At 67.9% G+C, this 5583-nt stretch carries 9 protein-coding genes and 1 tRNA gene; 7 read left to right on the top strand and 3 right to left on the bottom strand.

All coding sequences use genetic code 11. The features are described 5' to 3' along the window. Both RT051_RS14225 and argF read left to right on the top strand, forming a co-directional pair. Positions 1 to 554 (top strand): aminotransferase class III-fold pyridoxal phosphate-dependent enzyme (locus tag RT051_RS14225; protein WP_313077665.1); only part of this gene is annotated, 554 nt, incomplete at its 5' end. Positions 555 to 559: 5 nt separating this feature from the next. Beyond that, entirely contained in the window at positions 560 to 1486 is a 927-nt protein-coding gene (gene argF, locus RT051_RS14230; RefSeq protein ID WP_313077677.1) for an ornithine carbamoyltransferase, read from the top strand. A 178-nt stretch (positions 1487 to 1664) separates the two neighbouring features. Here argF and RT051_RS14235 read toward each other — a convergent pair whose 3' ends face one another. After that, complete coding sequence (locus tag RT051_RS14235; RefSeq protein ID WP_313077666.1) at positions 1665 to 2213, bottom strand: DUF488 domain-containing protein; 549 nt, start codon at positions 2211 to 2213, stop codon at positions 1665 to 1667. Further along, entirely contained in the window at positions 2210 to 2422 is a 213-nt protein-coding gene (locus RT051_RS14240) for a DUF2945 domain-containing protein (protein WP_313077668.1), read from the bottom strand. Before RT051_RS14240 ends, RT051_RS14235 begins: the two co-directional genes overlap by 4 nt. A gap of 234 nt (positions 2423 to 2656) precedes the next feature. Here RT051_RS14240 and RT051_RS14245 point away from each other — a divergent pair, with 234 nt between their 5' ends. Together RT051_RS14245 and RT051_RS14250 are read left to right on the top strand one after the other, a co-directional pair. Beyond that, positions 2657 to 2992: a YkgJ family cysteine cluster protein gene (locus tag RT051_RS14245; protein WP_313077669.1), complete on the top strand. Its 336-nt coding sequence runs from the start codon at positions 2657 to 2659 to the stop codon at positions 2990 to 2992. Continuing rightward, entirely contained in the window at positions 2989 to 3303 is a 315-nt protein-coding gene (locus tag RT051_RS14250; protein WP_313077670.1) for a YkgJ family cysteine cluster protein, read from the top strand. The genes RT051_RS14245 and RT051_RS14250 overlap by 4 nt, the downstream gene beginning before the upstream one ends. Positions 3304 to 3399: 96 nt before the next feature. On the opposite strand, the gene RT051_RS14255 is transcribed toward RT051_RS14250, so the two are convergent. Then, a complete protein-coding gene (locus tag RT051_RS14255) occupies positions 3400 to 3987 on the bottom strand; it encodes a YceI family protein (protein WP_313077672.1) in 588 nt (195 codons plus the stop codon). A gap of 220 nt (positions 3988 to 4207) precedes the next feature. On the opposite strand from RT051_RS14255, the gene RT051_RS14260 reads away from it, so the two are divergent. The 3 genes from RT051_RS14260 (at position 4208) to RT051_RS14270 (ending at position 5469) form a co-directional block, all read left to right on the top strand. Further along, positions 4208 to 4909 carry a DUF3334 family protein gene (locus RT051_RS14260; protein ID WP_313077673.1) on the top strand — a complete coding sequence of 234 codons (702 nt, stop codon included), beginning with the start codon at positions 4208 to 4210 and terminating at the stop codon, positions 4907 to 4909. A 116-nt stretch (positions 4910 to 5025) separates the two neighbouring features. Next, positions 5026 to 5352, top strand: coding sequence for a plasmid stabilization protein (locus tag RT051_RS14265; protein ID WP_313077675.1), 327 nt, complete (start codon positions 5026 to 5028; stop codon positions 5350 to 5352). Positions 5353 to 5381: 29 nt separating this feature from the next. Continuing rightward, a tRNA-Ser gene (locus tag RT051_RS14270) sits at positions 5382 to 5469 on the top strand. Positions 5470 to 5583: the final 114 nt, after the last annotated feature.

Consider the following 5583-nt stretch of genomic DNA (forward strand, 5'->3'; position numbering starts at 1 on the left):
GGCTGATGATGATCGACGAGGTGCAGTGCGGCATGGGCCGCACCGGCAAGTGGTTTGCCCACCAGTGGGCGGGCATCCTGCCCGACGTGATGCCGCTGGCCAAGGGCCTGGGCTCGGGCGTGCCGATCGGCGCAGTGGTCGCCGGCCCCAAGGCCGCCAGCATCTTCGGCCCGGGCAACCACGGCACGACCTTCGGTGGCAACCCGCTGGCCATGCGCGCGGGCGTCGAGACCATCCACATCATGGAAGAGGACGGCCTGCTGGCCAACGCCGCCGCCGTGGGCGAGCACCTGAAGGCCGCGCTGGCGCGTGCCTTTGCCGGCGTGGACGGCGTGGTGGAGGTGCGCGGCCAGGGCCTGATGCTGGGCGTGGAGCTGACGCGCCCCTGCGGCGTGCTGGTGCAGCGCGCGGCCGAGGCGGGCCTGTTGATCTCGGTCACCGCCGACAGCGTGATCCGCCTGGTGCCGCCGCTGATCCTGACGCAGGCGGAGGCCGACGAGATCGTGGCGCTGCTGGCGCCCCTGGTGCGCGACTTTCTGGCGGAAGGGGCGTGAGCACCATGGCCCTCAGGCACTACCTGCAGTTCAGCGACTTCACGGCTGACGAGTACCACTACCTGTTCGAGCGCGCGGCCGCCATCAAGGCCAAGTTCAAGAACTACGAAAAATACCATCCGCTCACCGACCGCACGCTGGCCATGATCTTCGAAAAAGCCAGCACGCGCACCCGCGTGAGCTTCGAGGCCGGCATGTACCAGCTCGGCGGCTCGGTGGTGCACCTGACCACCGAGGGCAGCCAACTCGGGCGCGCCGAGCCCATCGAGGACTCGGCCAAGGTCATCAGCCGCATGGTGGACCTGGTCATGATCCGCACCTTCGAGCAGACCAAGATCGAGGCCTTTGCCGCCAACTCGCGCGTGCCGGTCATCAACGGCCTGACCAACGAGTTTCATCCCTGCCAGATCCTGGCCGACCTCTTCACCTTCATCGAGCGGCGCGGCTCGATCGCCGGCAAGACGGTGGCCTGGGTGGGCGATGGCAACAACATGGCCAATACCTGGCTGCAGGCGGCAGAGCTGCTGGACTTCCGCGTGCACGTCAGCACGCCGCGCGGCTACGAGATCGATGAAAAATTGGCCGTGGGCCCAGGCGGCACGCGGAGTGATTGCTATCAATTTTTCAGCAGCCCGAAGGACGCCTGCCGCGGCGCCGACCTGGTCACCACCGACGTGTGGACCAGCATGGGCTTCGAAGCCGAGAACGAGGAGCGCCGCCGCGCCTTCGCCGACTGGTGCGTGGACGAGGACATGATGGCCGTGGCGCAGCCGGACGCGCTGTTCATGCACTGCCTGCCGGCACACCGCGGCGAGGAGGTGACGGCCGAGGTCATCGACGGCCCCCAGTCCGTCGTCTGGGACGAGGCGGAAAACCGGATGCATGTGCAGAAGGCACTCATAGAGTACCTTCTGCTCGGCCGGGTGGATTGAAAAGCCAGCCGGTCGGCGCGCAGCGCGCAGACGGTTTGGGCGCAGCCAAAACCGGATGCATGTGCAGAAGGCACTGATGGAGTACCTTCTACTCGGCCGGGTGGTCTGATCCTTTACGCCCTCTCCCGCCAGCGGGAGAGGGAGCCACAGATGCATCGGGCCCTGGCTTCCGAAGCCCTCATTCACCCGCCGGTGCCGGATAGCGCACGGCCCCGCCCTCATCCACCACCGCCCCGGGCGTCATCTTCACCGGCTCGATGCGCCCGGCGCCCATGATGTGGAACACCTCCTCGCCACGGGCCACCAGCCAGTCCGCGACGATGCGCCGGTGGCAACGCCACCAGACAGCCTCCGAGCACATGAAGGCTACGCGCTCGCGGCGCCCCAGGGCCACCAGCTCGGCCAGCCCCTCCTCGAAAGGCGGGGTAAGCGCATAGTCGGCGTAGCGGTGAAAGCTCGCGTTGGTCCAGAAGCCGTTGACGTCCCGCTCCACGCCCGCCACCTTGCCGCGCAGCCCGCCCAGGCGCGCCAGATGCTCATACGCCACCCCGTGGGGTGCCAGCGCCTCGGGCATCGCGTCCTGGTTGAACTGCGGATTGGCGCGTGAGCGCGGGATCTTGCGGATGTCCACCACGCGTTGCACGCCGGCCGGCTCGAGCAGCAGCAAAAATTCCTCCAGGCTGCGGCTGGAGTGGCCAATGGTGAAGAACGGCAGGTGCGCGCTCATGGCAGCTTGTGCAGCGCACTGCCCTTGTGCGCGGCGATGTGGTCGGTCTTGTCGCTCTGGATTTCGTACTGGGGCTCGTCCTCGCTGGCGCGATGGATATGGCCTTTGTAGTCAAAATCGCGGGTGTGCACGGCAATGATCCTGCCGCTCACGTGGCCCGCCTCGGAATTCCAGCGCACGTGGTCGCCCACCTTGAATTTCGCCACCATCTCCCAGCCCTTTCCTTCGTGTTGATGCCCATCGGCTCCGCGCCCTGCACGGGGGCGCCCCTGAACGCCTACCAGCTCGTCCTGGTGCATCCGCCGCACCCCCCAGGCCGGCACGCCTGAGCCATCCCGCGCGGGTGGCCCTCCCCTGCCCTGGCGCTCCGCCAGGGCGCCCGGCGCCGCCGCAGTGCGCGCCGGGCCGTCCCTCCCGTCTTTTTTCCCTGGAGTTGCCCGGCCATGTCCGAGAACGTCCACCCGTGCCTTGCCTGTGGCGCCTGCTGCCACCAGTACCGCGTCGAATTTTCTGTCTATGAACTCGCCAGCATGGGAGGCAGTGTGCCGGACGCCCTGGCGCACGAGGTCAGCGGAAACCGCTGGCGCATGAACGGCACGGCCGCGCATCCGGTGCGCTGCGAGGCGCTCATGGGGCGCTGTGGCGAGCTGTCGATCTGCACCATCTACCAGGAGCGCCCTTCCGTCTGCCGTGCCTTCGAGATGGGCAGCGACCGCTGCGACGAGGCCCGCGCCGCCCACGGCCTGGCGCCGGTGGCCACCTGGACGGTGTTCGCATGACGCACCCCTGCCTGGCCTGCGGCGCCTGCTGCGCCAGCTTTCGCGTGGACTTTGCCGTGCAGGAGACCGAGGAGCTGGGCGGCAGCGTGCCTCAGGGCCTGGTGGTGCCGGTCACTGCGCAGGTGGCGCGCATGCGCGGCACCGACCATGCCCGACCGCGCTGCGCCGCGCTCACCGGGCAGCCGGGGCGGCGGGTGGCCTGCGGCATCTATGAGTGGCGCCCCTCGCCTTGCCAGGAGTTCGAGGCCTTGTCACCAGCGTGCCAACGGGCCCGCGCCCGCCATGGCCTGCCACCCCTGCGGCCTGAGTGAACCAGGTGTTTTCGGCGTCAAACCGTTGTCTGCCAACGGATTTATGCTATTTTTTTTGATTCATGGCGTGCCATGCCCGGGCGGCAGCGCCCGTGGTCACGGCTGCCGCGCCGCCTCGATCTGCGCGACGATGCGCACCTTCCTAGTGAAGCCCATGTCGATGGCGTAGTCCACGCCAAAGGCCGTGCGGTCGATGGTGGCCTCGAAATCGCCGCCGCACACTTCGCGCTTGAGGATGGGACTGTCGTAGCAGCGGAACTGCCGGGCCGTGAAGGTGACGGGCTGGGTTTTGCCCTTGATGGTCAGGCTGCCGGCCACGGACTTGACCTGGTCCCCTTCGAAAGTGAAGCGCTCGCCGACGAAGCGCGCGGTGGGGTGGCGGGCAGCGTCCAGGATCTCTGCGCTCTGCAGGTGCTTCTCGAACGAGGGCACGCCCACGTTGACCGAGCCGATCTCCAGCGTCACGTCCACCTTGCCGGTCTGTGCGGCCCGGTCCAGCTGCACCGTGCCCTGCACCTTGTCGAACCGGGCGCGGATCACGCTGGCGCCGAAGTGGTCGATCTGGAAGGTGGCGAAGGTGTGGTCCGGGTCGGTGACGTAGTTGACGGGTTCGGCGTGGACGGCCGCGGCGCCCAGCAGGGCTGCGGCGGCGGCCAGCGCAGACAGGGTGTTTCGTGAAAACATGGCTCGGGTCCTTCAGAAAACAGCACTAGGGAAACGGGCCGCCGGCCCGAACGAAGCGGCCCGGGTGGCCCGCACAACCAGACCACTGTAGCGCCGGCCGCGCGCCCCGTTCTGCCAGCGCATGCCGCGTGTTCGCGTGGGCCCGGGGCGCGGGCATGCCATCATTGCGCCTGGCGCTGCCGCCGCTTTCCTTCCCCGTTCTGCCTGCCGCTGCTTCCCCATGAACCCCACGCCCGCCACCACCCCCATCATCTATGGCACCGAAGACGTGCTGATTTCCCTGTGCAACTCGGTCACTCGCGTGCTGTCGGTGGCCATGCAGGGCCCGGTCCACTATTCGGCCATGGTGCAGCGCATCACCAAGACCTGCCTGAAGCCCGACATCGGCTGCTTCGTGCTGTTCGACGGCGGCTTCTCCGGCCTGGTCATCATCAATTTCTCGGCCGCCGCCGCCATGGAAATCTACGAGCGCTACATGCTCAGCATGGGCATGGCGCGTGCAGACCTGGCGCGGTCCTTCACCTCGGACGAGGTGAGCAACGTCATGGGCGAGCTGATGAACCAGGTGGTGGGCGACTTCGCCAGCAAGGTGCGCCGCGAGCTGCAAACCCACATCACCCAGAACCAGCCCAAGATGCTGGCGCTGAACCAGCCCGTGGTGCTGAGCGTGGACGCCAACCTGGACATGCCCGAGGCGCGCCGCGTCACGTTCTACACCGACAACAACAACATCTTCTACCTGGAGCTGGCGATCGACCGCACCCAGTTCATCAAGCTCTACGACTTCGAGCCCCAGGAGGCGCCCGACCCCGACGCGCTGATGGCCCAGGTGACCAGCGGCGCGGCTCCGGCGGCGCCAGCGGCTGCGCCTGCCGCGGGCGACGACGACACCGAGGCGCTGCTGCGTTCGCTCGGCATGTGACGGGCCTGCGGGGCGGCAGCGACGCCTCTCCGTCCTACAGACGGCACCCGCCCGGGCCGACGCGCCACAGCCCTGTGCGGGCTAGGCTGGCCCGGACACGACTTCGGGAGCCCGACATGCCTTCTTCCGCCTGGAGCGCCAAACGCGAGCGCCAGTACGAACACATCAAGAGCAGCGCCGAGAAACGCGGCGAGAGCGAGAAACGCGCCGAGGAAATCGCCGCGCGCACCGTCAACAAGGAGCGCGCCCAGCACGGCGAGGCCAAGACGGCCAGCGCCCAGACCCTGAGAGACACGCCGGCGCCCGTGCGCGGCGGCCACCGCTCCCACAGCGGCGCCCAGGGCCGCACGCGCGACCAGCTCTACGAGGACGCGCGGCGCAAGAACATCGCCGGTCGCTCGAAGATGAACAAGGCCGAGCTGGCCCGCGCCGTCGGCGCCTGAGAGGCGCTTACAATCACGCCCTCCCCGCCGGAAGGGTGGCAGAGTGGTCGATTGCAGCGGTCTTGAAAACCGCCGATGGGCAACCATCCGTGGGTTCGAATCCCACCCCTTCCGCCACGCCGGGCGAACAAAAAAACCGCAGCCAGTGGCTGCGGTTTTTGTTTTCCAGACAAGAAAGCGTCAGATCTTCACGCTGTTCATGTACTGGTTGAACGGGAACTCGGAGAAGCG

Origin of the sequence: Melaminivora sp., from assembly GCF_032059615.1 — a bacterium.
Classification (GTDB): Bacteria; Pseudomonadota; Gammaproteobacteria; order Burkholderiales; family Burkholderiaceae_C; genus Melaminivora.